The organism is Leisingera aquimarina DSM 24565 (genome assembly GCF_000473165.1).
Classification (GTDB): domain Bacteria; phylum Pseudomonadota; class Alphaproteobacteria; order Rhodobacterales; family Rhodobacteraceae; genus Leisingera; species Leisingera aquimarina.
The window spans coordinates 1731820-1747586 of record NZ_KI421504.1; the positions used below are offsets into that span (position 1 = coordinate 1731820).

The 15767-nt window shown below is 62.0% G+C and carries 13 protein-coding genes and 1 pseudogene; 4 read left to right on the forward strand and 10 right to left on the reverse strand.

The window, feature by feature from the left end; genetic code table 11:
* The first annotated feature begins 2 nt into the window (after positions 1-2).
* Positions 3-923 (forward strand): ABC transporter permease, encoded by a 921-nt coding sequence (locus AQUI_RS0112660; protein ID WP_027257840.1) that lies wholly within the window; start codon positions 3-5, stop codon positions 921-923.
* A complete protein-coding gene (locus tag AQUI_RS0112665; RefSeq protein ID WP_027257841.1) occupies positions 920-2215 on the forward strand; it encodes an ABC transporter permease in 1296 nt (431 codons plus the stop codon). Before AQUI_RS0112660 ends, AQUI_RS0112665 begins: the two co-directional genes overlap by 4 nt.
* A 67-nt stretch (positions 2216-2282) precedes the next feature.
* On the opposite strand, the gene AQUI_RS0112670 is transcribed toward AQUI_RS0112665, so the two are convergent.
* The 8 genes from AQUI_RS0112670 to lpdA all read right to left on the reverse strand — a co-directional run bounded on the left by AQUI_RS0112670 (position 2283) and on the right by lpdA (position 12105).
* Entirely contained in the window at positions 2283-3287 is a 1005-nt protein-coding gene (locus tag AQUI_RS0112670) for a helix-turn-helix domain-containing protein (RefSeq protein WP_027257842.1), read from the reverse strand.
* Between the two features lie 100 nt (positions 3288-3387).
* Positions 3388-6246 (reverse strand): aminomethyl-transferring glycine dehydrogenase, encoded by a 2859-nt coding sequence (gcvP, locus tag AQUI_RS0112675; protein ID WP_027257843.1) that lies wholly within the window; start codon positions 6244-6246, stop codon positions 3388-3390.
* A gap of 121 nt (positions 6247-6367) precedes the next feature.
* Positions 6368-6733 carry a glycine cleavage system protein GcvH gene (gcvH, locus tag AQUI_RS0112680; protein ID WP_027257844.1) on the reverse strand — a complete coding sequence of 122 codons (366 nt, stop codon included), beginning with the start codon at positions 6731-6733 and terminating at the stop codon, positions 6368-6370.
* A gap of 21 nt (positions 6734-6754) precedes the next feature.
* Positions 6755-7852 (reverse strand): glycine cleavage system aminomethyltransferase GcvT, encoded by a 1098-nt coding sequence (gene gcvT, locus AQUI_RS0112685; protein WP_027257845.1) that lies wholly within the window; start codon positions 7850-7852, stop codon positions 6755-6757.
* A gap of 30 nt (positions 7853-7882) precedes the next feature.
* Positions 7883-8296 carry a universal stress protein gene (locus tag AQUI_RS0112690; protein WP_027257846.1) on the reverse strand — a complete coding sequence of 138 codons (414 nt, stop codon included), beginning with the start codon at positions 8294-8296 and terminating at the stop codon, positions 7883-7885.
* 67 nt (positions 8297-8363) lie between these two features.
* Complete coding sequence (locus tag AQUI_RS0112695) at positions 8364-9734, reverse strand: alanine/glycine:cation symporter family protein (RefSeq protein WP_027257847.1); 1371 nt, start codon at positions 9732-9734, stop codon at positions 8364-8366.
* 25 nt (positions 9735-9759) lie between these two features.
* Entirely contained in the window at positions 9760-10704 is a 945-nt protein-coding gene (lipA, locus tag AQUI_RS0112700) for a lipoyl synthase (RefSeq protein ID WP_027257848.1), read from the reverse strand.
* Between the two features lie 18 nt (positions 10705-10722).
* The gene (lpdA, locus tag AQUI_RS0112705) at positions 10723-12105 is read right to left on the reverse strand and encodes a dihydrolipoyl dehydrogenase (RefSeq protein ID WP_027257849.1); all 1383 of its coding nucleotides are present in this window, start codon (positions 12103-12105) and stop codon (positions 10723-10725) included.
* Between the two features lie 173 nt (positions 12106-12278).
* On the opposite strand from lpdA, the gene AQUI_RS0112710 reads away from it, so the two are divergent.
* Complete coding sequence (locus tag AQUI_RS0112710) at positions 12279-12893, forward strand: helix-turn-helix domain-containing protein (RefSeq protein ID WP_027257850.1); 615 nt, start codon at positions 12279-12281, stop codon at positions 12891-12893.
* 101 nt (positions 12894-12994) lie between these two features.
* Entirely contained in the window at positions 12995-13663 is a 669-nt protein-coding gene (locus AQUI_RS0112715; RefSeq protein ID WP_027257851.1) for a GntR family transcriptional regulator, read from the forward strand.
* 9 nt (positions 13664-13672) lie between these two features.
* On the opposite strand, the gene AQUI_RS27845 is transcribed toward AQUI_RS0112715, so the two are convergent.
* Both AQUI_RS27845 and AQUI_RS29960 read right to left on the reverse strand, forming a co-directional pair.
* Complete coding sequence (locus AQUI_RS27845) at positions 13673-14272, reverse strand: LysR substrate-binding domain-containing protein (protein WP_051371889.1); 600 nt, start codon at positions 14270-14272, stop codon at positions 13673-13675.
* Positions 14273-14321: 49 nt separating this feature from the next.
* Positions 14322-15345 (reverse strand): annotated as a pseudogene (locus AQUI_RS29960) (IS5 family transposase).
* Positions 15346-15767 lie beyond the last annotated feature (422 nt).

Consider the following 15767-nt stretch of genomic DNA (forward strand, 5'->3'; position numbering starts at 1 on the left):
TCATGCCAAGCTTCCTGAGGGAGTTCTTCAAACGCAACGGTTTCGGCATGGGCAGTCTGATGCTGGGCCTGGTCTTGTTCTGGACCATCGGCCTTATCATCCTGCCGCAGCTGTCGATGCTCGACTTTTCCTTCCGTCCCAACCTTCCGCCACCAGAGATCGGCGGCCCCAAGGACGTCTATACGGTCGAGAACTACAAATACCTGGTGTTCGGACCGGAAGGCGGCAGCCAGAGCTACAACGCCGTCGACCTCAATGTGTTCTTCCGCACCCTGGTGGCGGCGGTCTGCGTCACCATCTTCAACCTGATCCTGTGCTACCCGATCGCCTATTACCTAGCCCAGACCAAGGGCAATCACATCCGCATCTTTGCGCTGATGCTGATTATCCCCTACTGGATCAACGAAATTCTGCGGGCCTTTGCGCTGCGCATCATCTTCGGCGAAACAGGCGTTTTTAATAACATGCTGGTGGGGCTGGGGATTTTCGACACCCCGTTTGACTTTATCCGCAATGACATCGCGCTGTATGCGGGTCTTGGGTACGCCTATATCCTCCTGATGATCTTCCCGATCTACAACGTGATCGAAAGCCTCGACCGCAACCAGATCGAGGCAGCGCGGGACATGGGGGCAAGCTGGACAAAGATCCACCAGCGGGTTGTGATCCCTTATGCCAAGCCGGGCATTTCCTCGGGCTGCACCATGGTGTTCATGCTGTCCGCCGGAGCGCTGGCGGCGCCGCAGATCCTGGGCGGTCCATCGTCCCTGTGGTTCACGCAGCTGATCTATCAGCAGTTCAATGACAACTCCGACTGGCCGCAGGGCGCGGCGTATGCAGTGGTTCTGCTGGTCACCTGTATCCTGCTTGTTCTGGCCATCATGCGCCTGTTCAAGGTGAACATGGGGGATATCGGCAAATGAAGACCTTCTCCTTTATGCGCATAAGCCTTTGGGTCTATCTGGCGATCTTCTTTGCCTATCTTCTGGGACCGCTGGTGATCATGTCGGCGACTGCCTTCAACTCACCGTCCTTCCCGCGGATGACTCCCTGGGAATGCCTGACGTTTGAATGGTTCTCGGCCTTGTTCCAGGACGAGCGGATCCTGAACGGGATCTGGAACTCGATCCTGGTGGGGGCAGGCACGGTTGTCTTGTCGGTGGCGATGGGGCTGGCGGGGGCGCTGATGCTCACCCAGATCTGGCCCAAGCTGCGCGCGACCTATTACACCATCATCATCGCGCCGATCCTGATCCCCGGCGTGGTCATTGGTATCTCGACCCTGGTGTTCTGGGACCGGATCAACCGGATGCTGGGGCTGGGTGCGGACAGCTGGCTGTCGAACGGTCTGTTCCTGACCATCATCGGCCAGTCCACCTTTATTGCCAGCTACTGCATGCTGGTGCTGGTGGCCCGCCTGCAGCGTTATGACATTGCGCTGACCGAGGCGGCACTGGATCTGGGGGCCACCCATGCCCAGGCTTTCCGCAAGGTGCTGCTGCCGTTCATGCGGCCGGCCATCGCTTCGGCGGCGGTGCTGGCATTCCTGGCATCGTTCGAGAACTACAACACCACCACCTTCACCTTCGGAGAATACCCGACGCTGACCATCGAACTGGCGCAGAAGGTGCGCTACGGCATCACGCCCGCGATCTCGGCGCTGGCCTTCATCATCGTGGTGCTGACGGTGTTTGCGGCGCTGGCCAATGAGGCCGGCTTGCGCCGCCGCGAACTGGTCGCCGCCGCCCGCAAGAAGGCGACAGTGGAGGAGCTGGAAAGCGGCAAGCTGCGGCTGCCCGGTTTCCTCAGCTCCAATGTTGCGGCGGTGGCGCTGGTGGTTGTGGCCTGTGCCACGGTCGCGGTGGTCGGCACTGCCACGGTCTACAGCCCGCAGCAATGCATTGCCGACGTTCAGGAGCAAAAGCGCCTGGAGACCGAAGAGCGCATCCAGGAGCTGCGCCGCCAGCGCGAGCTGCGTCGCCAGCAGCAGCTGGAACAGCAGGGCGAGGCTGCCCCGGCCCAATCCGCGCCCTCCACCGGCACCGGCAACAACTCCGGCTTCGGCGGCGTCTTTGCCCCAGGCACCCTGTCGGGCGACGAAGAGGAAGGCGAGGAGGCAGAGCAGGAACCGCAGGGCAACGGCTCCGGATTCGGCAATGTCTTTGATCCCGGCGCCCTCTCCAACGATGGCGAGGACAGCGGATCAGGGAACTGAACCGGGTCCCAAACAGACAAAAGGCGGCCTTAGGGCCGCCTTTTTTCATAAATGTTCCAGCTTGTTTTCAGGCGGCGGATCCTGCCGGGTGGCTGTCCGCGTAGTATTCTTTGCGGAAAGCCAGCGGACTGGTCTTGTATTCGCGCTTGAACCATTCGGTGAGGTTGCTGCGCGAGCCAAATCCGGTGGCGGCGACGATCTCGGCCAGCGGCAGGGTGGTGTGCAGCAACAGCTGGCGGGCCTTCTCAATCCGCAGCTTGCGATAGGCGGCCAGCGGGCTGGTTCTGGTTTTTTGCTGAAAACGGCGTTCCAGCTTGCGCGGAGAAACGCCGGCCTGCTGGGCAATGTCGCGGATCAAAAGCGGCTCTTCGAGGTTCTGCTGCATCAGGTCGAGGATTTTGACGATCAGCGCGTCGCCGCCGGCGGTCTGGCGCAGTTGCAGCGATATTCTGGATTGCTCCGATGCCGGGCCAAAGGCCAGGCCGAGATAGTCGCAGACCGCATCGGCAATGAACGGTCCGCGGTCGGCGCGCAGGAATCCGGCCAGCAGGCGCAGGGCGGCAAAGCTGCTGACGGCAGTGTTGATGCGGCCGGCGGCGGTGGTCAGCGTGCCTGCCGGGGCGCAGGTCAGCTGCTCTTCCTCTGCGGCGGCGGCAAAATTTGAATGCACGGCAGTCTCGAATGCCGCCTGCAAGCCGGATTCGGCCAGCAGAAAGATGGCACTGCCGGCAAACAGGCAGCGCTGGGCCTGGCGGCAGATCCGCTGCAGGCTGGCCTTTTCGCCTGAGTTGAGCGGCCATCGGCTGGAGATACCGCCGAGGAAAATGACCGTCTGCGGTTTCCAGCCCGCGGGCACGGCACGCATTTGCGAGCTGAGGTTGCGCACGGCGGTGCGGTAGCCGCTGTCGGGAAACAGATCATTGGCGGCGCGGAAAACTTCGCAAATCATCTGCGCCGCGGCAGGGGGTTCCGACTGCGGCAGGATGATTTCGACGTCGTGGAAGCGGGCGTGTGCCGCGCTGTCAGCGGAGTGCTGGAAAGCTGGCACGGTCAGCGGTTCGAGACGGGACATCATTCTCTCCTCTGAGCGGGTCATGCGGGGACTGCGGCCGCTGAAGCGCGGCGGCAGGGTGCCCCGCCGGACAGGCCGGCGGGGCGGGAGGCCTAAAGGATCAGGCTTCGTTTTCTTCGTAATCCGACATCGGCGGGCAGGTGCAGATCAGGTGACGGTCGCCATAGGCGTTGTCGACCCGGTTCACAGCCGGCCAGTATTTGTCGACGCCCAGGTTGCCGGGAGGGAAGCAGGCCTGTTCGCGGCTGTAGGGACGATCCCATTCGCCCACCAGGTCGCGCACCGTGTGCGGCGCGTGCTTGAGCGGGTTGTTTTCGGGATCGATCTTGCCGTCGATGATGTCCTGCGCCTCCGAGCGGATCGACAGCATGGCGTCGCAGAAGCGGTCCAGCTCGTCCTTGGGCTCGGATTCAGTCGGTTCCACCATCAGCGTGCCCGCCACCGGCCAGGACATGGTCGGAGCGTGGAAGCCCGAGTCGACCAGACGCTTGGCCACATCGTCCACGGTGACGTTGCCGTCATCTGCCAGCGGACGGGTGTCCAGGATGCACTCATGCGCCACACGGCCCGTTTCCGAGGTGTAGAGGATCTTGTAGGCATCCTTGAGGCGCGCAGCGATGTAGTTGGCGTTAAGGATCGCCACTTTGGTCGCTTGGGTCAGGCCTTCGCCGCCCATCAGAAGGCAGTAGGCCCAGGATACTGGCAGGATCGAGGGCGAACCGAACGGAGCTGCTGAAACCGGCCCCACGGCAGTGCCGTATTCCGGGTGGCCCGGCAGGTGCTCGGTCAGGTGCGCCTTGACGCCGATCGGACCCATGCCGGGGCCGCCGCCGCCGTGCGGAATGCAGAAGGTCTTGTGCAGGTTCAGGTGCGAAACGTCGCCGCCGATCTTGCCCGGCTGGGCGAGACCCACCATGGCATTCATGTTGGCGCCGTCGATATAGACCTGACCGCCATGATCATGGGTGATCTGGCAGACGTCCTGCACGGTTTCTTCAAACACACCGTGGGTCGACGGGTAGGTGATCATGCAGGCCGCGAGGTTGTCGCTGTGCTGCTCTGCCTTGGCCCGGAAGTCGGCGACGTCGATGTTGCCGCTGTCGTCCGCTTTGACCGGGATCACCTTGTATCCCACCATCTGTGCCGACGCCGGGTTGGTGCCATGCGCAGAGGTCGGGATCAGGCAGATGTTGCGGTGCGCTTCGCCGCGAGACGCGTGGTAGTTGCGGATCGTCAGCAGGCCTGCGTATTCGCCCTGCGCACCGGAGTTCGGCTGCTGGGAGATCGCGTCATAGCCGGTGATCTGGCAGAGCTTGTCGTTCAGATCGGCGATCATCTGATGATAGCCCTGCGCCTGGTCTTCCGGGCAGAAGGGGTGCAGGTTGCCGAATTCCGGCCAGGTGACCGGGATCATTTCGATGGTCGCGTTCAGCTTCATGGTGCAGGACCCAAGCGGGATCATCGCACGGTCCAGTGCCAGGTCGCGGTCGGCCAGGCGGCGCATGTAGCGGGTGATCTCTGCTTCGGCCCGGTTCTTGTGGAAAATCGGGTGGGTCAGATACTCGCTTTCACGCAGCGCGTAGTCGGGCAGGCGGTAGGCGCGGTTGGCAACGCTGTCGTCTTTCTTGGTGATGCCGAAGGCACCCCAGACGGCTTCGATGGTTTCCGGGCGGGTCTGCTCGTCCAGCGAGATGCCGACGTGGCTGCTGCCGATCTTGCGCAGGTTCACGCCGCGGGCAACGGCCGCTTCCATCACGGTTTTCTGCAGCGGGCCGACTTCGACGGTGATGGTGTCGAAGAAGACCTCCGGCTCAACCTTGAAGCCATGCTCTTCCAGGCCTGCGGCCAGACGCGAGGTCTTGCGGTGCACCGACTGGGCAATCGCCTTGATGCCATCGGGGCCGTGGTAGACCGCGTACATCGAGGCGATAACAGCCAGCAGCGCCTGTGCGGTACAGACGTTGGAGTTGGCTTTTTCGCGGCGGATGTGCTGTTCGCGGGTCTGCAGCGCCAGGCGGTAGGCCTTGTTGCCGCGTGCATCGACCGACACACCGATGATGCGGCCGGGCATGGCGCGCTTCAGCTTGTCGGTGGTTGCCATATAAGCCGCGTGCGGGCCGCCGTAACCCATCGGAACACCAAAGCGCTGGGTCGAGCCTATGGCAATGTCAGCACCCATTTCACCCGGCGATTTCAGCAGCGCCAGCGACAGGATGTCGGCGGCAACAACGGCGATGCCTTTGTGCTCGTGGATGGCTTCGATTTCGGATGTGAAATCGCGCACATGGCCGTAAGTGCCGGGATACTGGAAGATGGCGCCAAAGACTGCGCCCGGATCCAGATCGTCGGGATCGGCCACGACCACGTCGATGCCCAAAGGCTCGGCACGGGTCTGGATCACGGCGACGGTCTGCGGGTGGCAGTTCTTGTCGACAAAGAAGGCGGCGTTGTTTGCTTTGGAGCGCGAGCCGCGATGTGCCATCGACATGGCTTCGGCGGCGGCAGTTGCTTCGTCCAGCAGCGAGGCGTTGGCGATATCCAGGCCGGTCAGGTCGCTGACCATGGTCTGGAAGTTCAACAGCGCCTCAAGACGGCCCTGGGAAATCTCCGGCTGGTAGGGGGTATAGGCGGTGTACCAGGCCGGGTTTTCCAGGATGTTGCGCAGGATCGGCGCCGGGGTGGTAGTGCCATAGTAGCCCTGGCCGATCAGCGTGGTCAGAACCTTGTTCTTGGAGGCCACTTCTTTCATGTGGAAGAGGGCGTCGCGCTCGGTCATTGCCGGGCCCCAGTCCAGCGCCTCTTTCTGGCGGATGGCGGGCGGCACGGTGGCGTCGATCAGCTCGTCCAGGGTTTTGAAGCCGATCACCTGCAGCATATCGGCCATCTCTTGCGGAGACGGGCCGATGTGGCGCCGGTTGGCAAAGTCATAGGCTTCGTAATCGGTAAGTTTGAAGGCCATTTAAAGCGCTCCTTTGGAAAGGTCACGTCCAGCCGGGCTTTTGGGGGAGACTCCGGTGGGGATATTTTCAGCCAGAAGAAGGGGCGGATCCGCGCAAGCGGCAGCGGATCCGCAGGCAGACTTAGCCGATCAGGGCTTTGTAGCCGTCCAGATCCATCAGATCGTCCAGTTGGGACGCGTCCGACAGCTTGATCTTGTAGATCCAGGCATCGCCTTCCGGGCTTTCGTTCAGGGCACCGGGGTTGTCAGCCAGGGTTTCGTTCACCTCAACCACTTCGCCGTCCAGCGGCGCGTAGATTTCGGAGGCCGCTTTCACCGACTCGATCACGCCGATCTCGCCGCCCTTTTCGAATTCGTCGCCGGTTTCGCGCTGCTCGACAAAGACAACTTCGCCCAGCTGGTCGGCAGCGTGCTTGGTGATGCCGAGGGTTGCGACGTCGCCTTCAACGGTGATCCATTCATGGTCTTCGGAATAATAGGTGGCCATTTTGACTCTCCTGATGATGTCTTAGCGTTTGTAGTTCTGTGTGACGAAGGGCAGGGCGACGATCTCAGCGGGCTGTGCCTTGCCGCGGATGATGAGGTTCACCTTGGTGCCTGCTGCGCCATGATCTGCCGCAACATAGCCCATGGCAACAGGGCCGCCGACCGTGGGGCCGAAACTGCCCGAAGTGATGGCGCCAAGGGTATCACCGCTTTCGCTTTGGATTTCCACGCCTTGACGGGCGGGTGCGCGGCCTTCGGGCTTGATGCCGACCAGTTTCTTGGCGGCACCTTCAGCCAGTTCTTTTTGGACGCGGGCGGCACCGGGGAAGCCGCCGTCTTCCTTGCGGCGCTTCTGGATGGCCCAGGACAGCGAGGCCTCAATCGGCGAGGTCGACTGGTCGATATCGTTGCCATAGAGGCAAAGGCCGGCTTCCAGGCGCAGGCTGTCGCGGGCGCCGAGGCCTGCAGGCTCGCAGTCGTCATGGGCCAGGAACAGTTTGGACACGCGAATGGCGTCCGCTTCCGGGATCGAGATCTCATAGCCGTCTTCACCGGTGTAGCCCAGACGCGAGATGCGGCATTCGACACCGCCGATATCTGCAAGGGCGGTTTCCATGAACTTCAGTTCACGGGCTGCAGGGCACAGCTCGCCCACCACGTCCTCGGCCTTGGGGCCTTGGACGGCAACCAGCGCGCGGTCGAAGATCTCGGTCACTTCGACGCCGTCCAGGTTTGCCTGCATGTGGGGGATATCCTGGTGGCGCAGCGCGGCGTTCACCACGACAAAATAGTGGTCGCCGGCATTGGAGACAATCAGGTCGTCCATGATGCCGCCGTCGTCATTGGTGAAGAAGCCGTAGCGCGCCTTGCCCTCCTTCAGGGTTGCAAAAGCCTGCGGGCAGAGCGATTCCAGCTTTTCGCCCACATTGTCGCCGCGCAGGATCACCTGGCCCATGTGGGAGACATCAAACAGCGCGGCTTTCTCGCGGCACTGCTTGTGCTCACCCATGATGCCCATGGGGTACTGAACCGGCATTTCCCAGCCGGCGAAATCGACGATCTTGCCGCCAAGCTCGACGTGCAGGTCATAAAGCGGGGTGCGTTTGGGTGCGTCGGTCATGACGGATGTCCCTTCTTGTAAAGTTCAGGCTCAGCCGCGGACAACCATGACCGTGCAATGCGCATTGCGCACGACGCGGGCCAGGTTCGGGCCGATCTCGTAGTTCGGGAACTCGCCTTCGGCAGAGGCCATGATGATCATGTCATAACCGTCCTTGTGGGCAAGTTTCAGGATCTCACGGTAAACGCTGCCTTCTTCGATCTGCACCGGTACATCGGAGGCATTATTCCGGGCCAGGATAGTCTCGACTGCGCCTTTGACATGCGCCTTGGCGCCAGAGCCGTAGCCCGCGGGCAGGTTGGGCAGCTGGACAATCTCGGGAATGACCGAAACAGCATGCAGTTCGGCGCCGTAGAACTTGGCCTGCTCCAGCGCGACGGGTAGAGCTTTCTTCCACGATTTTTGATCTGTGTGGTCGATCGGAAGCAGAATTTTGGTGGCCATCAGCCGTCTCCTCGAGATGTGGAATGCGGGTCAGGAGCGGGGGGCCGTGACGGCCCCCCGTCGATGGTTATTCAGCTGCAGTGCCAGCTTCTTCCGACTTGCCGCCGGTGGCAAAGAACTCTTTCGTCAGTTTGAAGACGATCGGGCTCAGCAGCGCCAGGGCGATCAGGTTCGGAATGGCCATCATGGCGTTCAGCGTGTCCGCCAGCAGCCAGATGAAGCCCAGGTCCGCGGTTGCGCCGAAGTAGATCATCACGATCCACAGAACACGGTAAGGGATCAGCGACTTCACACCCAGCAGGAACTCGACGCATTTCTCGCCGTAGAAGGACCAGCCCAGGATGGTGGTGAAGGCAAAGATCGACAGGGCAACCGCGATCAGCGAGCCGCCGATGCCGGGCAGGGTGGTCTCAAACGCCAGCGAGGTCAGCGCCGCACCGGATTCACCCGAGGTCCATGCACCGGACGAGATGATCGCCAGACCGGTGATCGAGCACACGATGATGGTGTCGATGAAGGTGCCCAGCATTGCGATCAGGCCCTGGTTGACCGGACCTTTGGTCTCAGCCGCTGCGTGGGCGATCGGAGCGGAACCCAGGCCCGCTTCGTTCGAGAACACGCCGCGTGCCACGCCAAAACGGATCGCCGCCCAGACTGCCGCACCGGCAAAGCCGCCTTCGGCTGCTGACGGGGTGAAGGCATAGGTGAAGACCAGCGACAGCGCGTTGCCGATATTGCCCAGGTTCAGCAGCAGAACCAGCAGGCCTGCGATGATGTAGGCAATCGCCATGAACGGAACCAGCTTACCTGCAACCGCACCGATGCGGGTGATGCCGCCCAGGATCACGGCGGCGGTCAGAACCATCAGGATCACGCCGGTGACCGAGGTGTTCACGCCAAAGTTCGATTCCAGAACCTGCGCCACACCGTTGGCCTGCACGCCGTTGCCGATGCCAAAGGCTGCAACCGCGCCGAACAGCGCAAAGGCGAAGCCCAGCCAGGCCCACTTCGCGTCCAGGCCGTTTTTGATGTAGTACATCGGGCCGCCAACGAAATTGCCCAGCTCGTCCTTCTCGCGGTATTTCACCGCGCAGACAGCTTCGGCGTATTTGGTGGCCATGCCGACCAGAGCGGTCATCCACATCCAGAACAGCGCGCCGGGGCCGCCCAGGAACACCGCAGTTGCAACACCGGCGATATTGCCGGTACCGATGGTGGCCGACAGCGAGGTCATCAGCGCGTTGAACGGGCTGATCTGGCCGTCGCCCTGGCCTTCACGGCCTTTGAACAGCAGGCTGAAGCCGGTGCCGATCTTGAGGATCGGCATGAACTTCAGGCCAACCTGAAGGAAGAAGCCAACGCCAAGAATGAGGACCAGCATCAGTGGCCCCCATACGACGCCGTTGATGGCTCCTACGATTGAATTTAACGCTTCCATGGGTCTCCTCCCGCTTGCGTTTTGGTTAAATGCCCTTTGCCAAGGCCATCTGACGGGCCTCTTTCAGGGCGGCAAAGTCTTCATCCGCGTGGAACGATGAACGGGTCAGCGGCGTGGCCGACACGTGGAGAAAGCCCTTGGACCGGGCAATCTGTTCCAGCTGCGCGAATTCTTCCGGCGACCAGAAGCGGTCGATCGGGTGGTGCTTGGGGGTGGGCTGCAGGTACTGGCCCACGGTCAGGAAATCGACCTGAGCGGCGCGCAGGTCATCCATCACCTGGCGCACATCGTCCAGGGTTTCGCCAAGGCCGACCATGATGCCCGACTTGGTGAACAGTTGCGGGTTGGCGCGTTTGGCGTCGTCCAGCAGCCGCAGCGAGGTGTAATAGCGCGCACCGGGGCGCACACGCGGGTACAGCCGCGGCACGGTTTCCAGGTTGTGATTGAACACATCAGGCGCGGCTTCAAAAACCGCATCAGCCGCTTCGCCCTTGCCCAGAAAATCCGGAGTCAGCACCTCGATTGTGGTGCCGGGGTTCTGATGGCGGGTGGCGCGGATGGTCTGGGCGATGTGCTCGGCGCCTCCGTCCTGCAGGTCGTCCCGGTCAACGGAGGTGATCACCACATGGCGCAGGCCCAGTTTCTTGACCGCGGCGGCAACCCGGCCCGGCTCAAACGCGTCCAGCGTGTCCGGCCTGCCGGTGGTCACGTTGCAGAAGGAGCAGCCGCGGGTGCAGACCTCGCCCATGATCATCATGGTGGCATGGCGCTTGGACCAGCATTCGCCGATGTTGGGGCAGGCGGCTTCTTCGCAGACGGTCGCCAGATCATGCTCCCGCATCAGCTTGCGGGTCTCGTAATACTCAGGCCCTTCGATCTTCTTCTTGCGGATCCACTTCGGTTTGCGCGGGATGGCGCTGTCGGCCTTGTGGGCCTTTTCCGGGTGGCGGGGTCTTAGCTGGATCATCATCTGGCAACTCCCTCCAGATCAGGCGTGGATGGCACGGCCAAGTGCATCAAGGCAGGCTTCTTTCACCGCCTCACCCATCGCAGGGTGCGCGTGGCAGGTCCGTGCAACCTCCTCGATAGTAGCACCTTTTGTCATCGCCAGCACCAATTCTGCAATTAAATCACCGCCATGCGCGCCGCAGATATGGGCGCCGAGGATCTTGCCCCCGGGCGATGCCAGCACTTTGACAGCGCCGTCGGTTTCGCCGGTGGAACGCGCGCGGGAGTTGGCCATGAAGGCAAACTTGCCGGAGATGTATTCGGTTCCGGCCTCTTTCAGCGCCTCTTCGGTCAGACCGACCGAGGCAACTTCGGGGTCGGTGTACACAACGCCGGGGACGGTGTTGTAATCCACATGGCCATGCTCGCCCGCGATAATTTCGACGCAGGCCACGCCGTCTTCTTCGGCCTTGTGCGCCAGCATCGGGCCGGGCACGCAGTCGCCGATTGCAAAGATGCCGGGAACCGACGTTTGGAAGGTTTCGTCCACCTCGACAAAGCCGCGGCCATTGATGGAGACACCGAGTTCTTCCAGGCCCAGGCCGCGGGTCACAGGACGGCGGCCGATGGCGATCAGCACCTTGTCCGCCTCAATCTGCTCTTCCTTGTCCTTGCCCACACGGTCCAGCGTCAGGGTCAGGCCGTTTTCGCCCTTTGCAATGGTCTTCAGCGCGCGGCCCAGTTGGAACTTCAGCCCGCGCTTGGACAGCGCTCGCTGGGACAGCTTGGCGATCTCGCCGTCGATGCCGGGCAGGATACGGTCCAGGTATTCCACAACCGTCACTTTGGATCCGAGGCGTGACCAGACCTGACCGAGTTCAAGCCCGATCACGCCGGCGCCGATCACCACCAGATGCTCTGGCGCGGCTTCTAACGCCAGCGCACCGGTGCTGCTCAGCACATCCACCTCGTCGATGTCCACGCCGGGGAGGGCGGCGGGTTCCGATCCGGTGGCAATAAGAATGTTCTTTGCAGTGTGGCTGTCTGCGCCGACCTGCACCTGGCCGGGCGCCGGAATGCTGGCCCAGCCTTCGATGTGCTCGACGCCGTTCTTTTTGAACAGGAAGGCGATGCCCTTGGTCAAGTCACCGACAATCTTGTCCTTGCGCGCCATCAGCGCGCCCAGGTCCAGGCTGGCGCCCTCAACGGCAATGCCATGCGCGGCCAGGTGGGACAGTTCGGCATACTTGCCGGAGGAGGTCAGCAGTGCCTTGGAGGGGATGCAGCCAACGTTGAGGCAGGTGCCGCCCAACGATCCGCGGCCTTCGACGCAGGCGACTTTGAGACCCAGTTGTGCAGCACGGATTGCTGCGACATAACCGCCCGGACCGGCCCCGATCACGATCAGATCATATGTGCTCATGTGGTTTCTCCTCCGAAATGCGGCTCAGGACCGGCACGTATGCTTACGTATACGACGTTTCGTCTCCTATAGGAAACTTTTTCCCTATTGCAAACACAAAGTACGGTCTCGGAAATTTTGACCCGTGAATACATCAAAGCTAAGCTGTTTGCGGAACAGGAGAATTTGCACGAATGGAACCAATTCCCTCAGAAGAAACAGGGCTGGGCCCGGAAGCGGTGGAGGCTCCGGACGGGGAGGTCCTGGGGAAAATGATTCGCGACGCCCGCAAGGAAAAGGGGTTGACGCTGGAGGAAGCAGCGCGCGCTGCGGCCATTGGACGGTCGACTTTGTCGAAGATCGAGAACAACCAGACCCGCCCCAGTTTCGAGATCATCCGCCGCTTGATGCAGACGCTGGAACTGGAAACGCCGCAGTTGTTTGTGCAGTCCGGGCAAAGCGGTGTCACCGGGCGCCGGGATTTCACCCGCACCGGCCTGGGTGAGCATAAGGAAACATCGACCTATGATCATGAACTGCTGTGCAGCGAGCTGACCAGCAAACGCATGGTGCCTTATATCAGCACCATCAAGGCGCGCGACGTGACCGAATTCGACAACTGGGTGCGCCACCAGGGCGAAGAGTTCATGTTTGTGCTGAGCGGCGAGCTGATCCTCTACACCGAACACTACCGGCCGCTTCGTATGCGGGCGGGGGACTCTGTCTATTATGACAGCGGTATGGGCCACGGCTGTGTGTCGGTCAGCAAAGAAGACGCCAGGGTGCTGTGGGTGTCGCTGGAGGTGTGACGGGGAAGCCGCCTGGAGGTCCGTAAACCCGGGCTGACGGTTAAGCCGCTTTTCCGGACGGGCAGGTTCACATACACCTGTCTGAAAGGAGAGGCATTGCGATGAATCTGGACCCGGTTGATATCTCAACAGAAGCTTCGGCTTCGGCTGCAGTGTTTGAGGCGTTGCGCAATGCAATCATCGACGGCCGGCTGGAAGAGGGTGAACCGCTCCGTCAGGAAGAAATCGCGCGCCGCTTCAACACCAGCCGGATCCCGGTGCGGGAGGCAATTTCGCGGCTGGAGGAATACGGGCTGGTTAAGACACAGCGCTTCAAGGGGGCGGTTGTTGCCGGGCTTTCGGCGGATGAGGCAGCGGAGATCTTCGATTTCCGCGCGCTGCTGGAGCCAGAGATCATCCGTGATGCGGTCCCGCGGATGTCACCGGAACTTCTGGCCAGCGCGCGGTTGCATTGCGAGGCGTTTGCCGGCTGCAAGAACCCGATGGAGTGGGGTGTTCTGAACCGGGAGTTCCACGACGCGCTCTACAGTGCCAGTGCGCTGACCTATTTTCGCGAAGCAGCCCGCAGCGCGATGGACCGGATCGACCGCTACATCCGTGCGCAGCTGGTCATGAGCGACGGTATGGAGCGTGCCGAGCGGGAGCACATTGCGATCCTGGCGGCCTGCGAAGAGGGCGATGCCACTCGTGCTGCAGAACTGACCAAAGCGCATGTTCAAGCGGCCAAAACCTCGTTGCTGGCGTATTTTCCCGTTCTGACCCGGTCCTGACACCTGTTCTCAGGCTGCCGTTGCTGGTGATGTCTGGGCAAGCAGCCAGTCGCTGATAGCGTTGGTGACACCTTCATTCGGGCCGGACTCCGGCCGGACCAGGTAATAGGCGCGGTTCTCGCTGACGGTTGTATCAAACAGCTGCACAAGCACCCCGCTTTGCAGGTCCGTGTCGATCAGCGGGATCCACCCCATCACGATACCCTGCCCGGACGCGGCGGCCTGCAGCACCACATTTGTGTCTTCAATGACCGGACCGGGCAGCGGGCCGTCCAGCCGGACCCCGGCCTGCATGAACCAGGCGTTCCAGCCCAGGGTGTCGCGCTGGTGGATCAGCGGAAAGCGCATCAGGTCGGCAGGTGACTGCGGATGCCCCAACCGGTCCAGCAGGGCCGTGCTGGCGACTGGTGCCGACAGCACGCTGACCAATGGCTCGGAAATCATGCCGGGAAAACGTCCGTCGCCCCAGGTGATAAAGATGTCGGCGTCCACATTCTGCGTTTGCACCAGCTTCAGCTCCACCTCCGGAAAGGCCTCGCAGAACACGGCAAAACGCGGCAGCAGCCAGCGGGTGGCAAAGCTGGGGCCCAAGGCAATGCGGATCGGCATTGTTGCAGAACTCACACGTGAGGTGTGACTTCCCCTTTCCCCACTGACTTCATGCCACGCGGACGGTCTCGTCGGTGCCGAGCGCGTGGCAGCGGTTCATAAGAGCGATGCGAATGTGGATCTCGGCGGTCTGGCGCTCGGGGTCTCTTGCGGCGATGGGCTCGCTGAAAGCCTTGAGGCAGCGCATCTTGGCTTCGATGCGGCTTCGGGCGTGGTATCCGGTCCAGCGCTTCCAGAACGCCCGGCCGTAGTGGCGGGTGGCACGCAGTGTCTCGTTGCGGACCCGCGCAGCCGGGCAATCCTCTTTCCACGCGGGCCCGTTCTTGCGGATCGGGATGACCGGGGTGGCTTGCCGGCCGATGATGGCGGTGTGGCCGCGGCGCGTGTCATATGCCCGGTCAGCGGTCACGGTGCCGATCTGCTCGGCCTCGGGGATCTGACCGAGCAGGTCGGGCAGCACAGGCCGGCAGCACAGGGCTGTCGCCGTCGCGGCTTGGAGTGAATTCCACAGCGCGCATGCCGGAGGTCGCCGTGTCCATGGCCAGATGCACCTTGCGCCCCTCTCATTGATTGCTTTGCAATCAACTGCCGGGCAGGGATTGGCGGCGGCCCTGCATCCCGTGCTTGCGGGCCTGCCATTCGCCATCCCCAAGCAACTTGATCCCGGTGCTGTCCATTGCCCGGCGGGGCATCACAGAGTGATGCCCGAGAGGGGACCAGCAGGTTGAGCGGGCCGTCCATGCGGCGATACGGGATCTGCACCGCCAGTGTCTTCTGCCTGCGGCAGAGGGTGGAGGAGCCGGGCACGGGCCAATCCGGACCTGCCAGCCGGAGCAGGTTCGACGCCATCCCGGCGGTCTGCCGCAAGAGTAGCTTGAACAGCGCTTTGATCGACAGGCAGAACTGGATCGCCGCGTCGGAAAAGACCGCAGGGGGGGCCGGGCGGCATTCCTGCGGCGCGCGCCAAGTCATGTCCTTGTCCACCCAGATCAGCAGCGAGCCCCGCTTGCGCAACGCGGCGTTGTGGCTGGACCAGTTCGTTGTGCGATCGCGGGAGCGGATGGTTTGTTCATGCGGACCGTGCAAGCGCATGGATTCCTGATGTGAATCCTCAGAAGTCAGAGTTCTGCAACAACGCCATCCGGAAACACTCGTATAAGAATAAATTACCACATGCCAGTTATCGCATGAGTTAATTATCCTGACGAATTTGACTTAAGAAAGCCGATGCTACGGATTGAGCATCGGATTTTGCACTGAATTGCGCTGTGACTCCTCCATTTTGTGAAGTCTTTGCGATGCGGGGGATTGGTCCGGTACCAACGCTACCGCCCCGCAGGAATGAGGAAGATGCTCTGTATTTTGGGCAGAACGGCTGCCGCAAAGACAGCCGCACCCACTTTGCCAGGCTGCAATTCAAAGTTGTTTTGCAGGTGTTTTGCGCTTGCGGACCCAATCCGCAGCAGCAAACAGTAGAATCTAGGGCCGAGCATGC